We start from the raw sequence: 276 nt of genomic DNA, 5'->3' as shown, positions 1-276 counted from the left end.
CGTGCGATGTCTTCCGACGCCGCCTTGAACTCCATCGCCACCACGGCTTCGGCGATCAGGTCCGACGCGTTCGCCGCGATCACGTGCACGCCGAGCAGTTCGTCGGTCTTCGCGTCCGCGATCATCTTCACGAAACCGTCCGGCGCGTTCATGCCGAGCGCGCGACCGTTGATCGAGAACGGGAACTTGCCCGACTTGATCTCGCGGCCTTCGGCCTTCAGCTGCTGCTCCGTCTTGCCGACCCAGGCGATTTCGGGGTACGTGTAGATCACCCAC

Annotated in this window: 1 pseudogene; it reads right to left on the bottom strand. The window is 64.1% G+C overall.

The window, feature by feature from the left end:
- Positions 1 to 276 (bottom strand): annotated as a pseudogene (locus tag R0J88_RS19880) (dihydrolipoyl dehydrogenase); the annotation flags it as partial.

The organism is Pseudoalteromonas sp. SIMBA_162, from assembly GCF_046535955.1.
GTDB lineage: Bacteria > Pseudomonadota > Gammaproteobacteria > Enterobacterales > Alteromonadaceae > Pseudoalteromonas > Pseudoalteromonas marina.
This window is presented reverse-complemented; position numbering and strand designations above follow the sequence as displayed.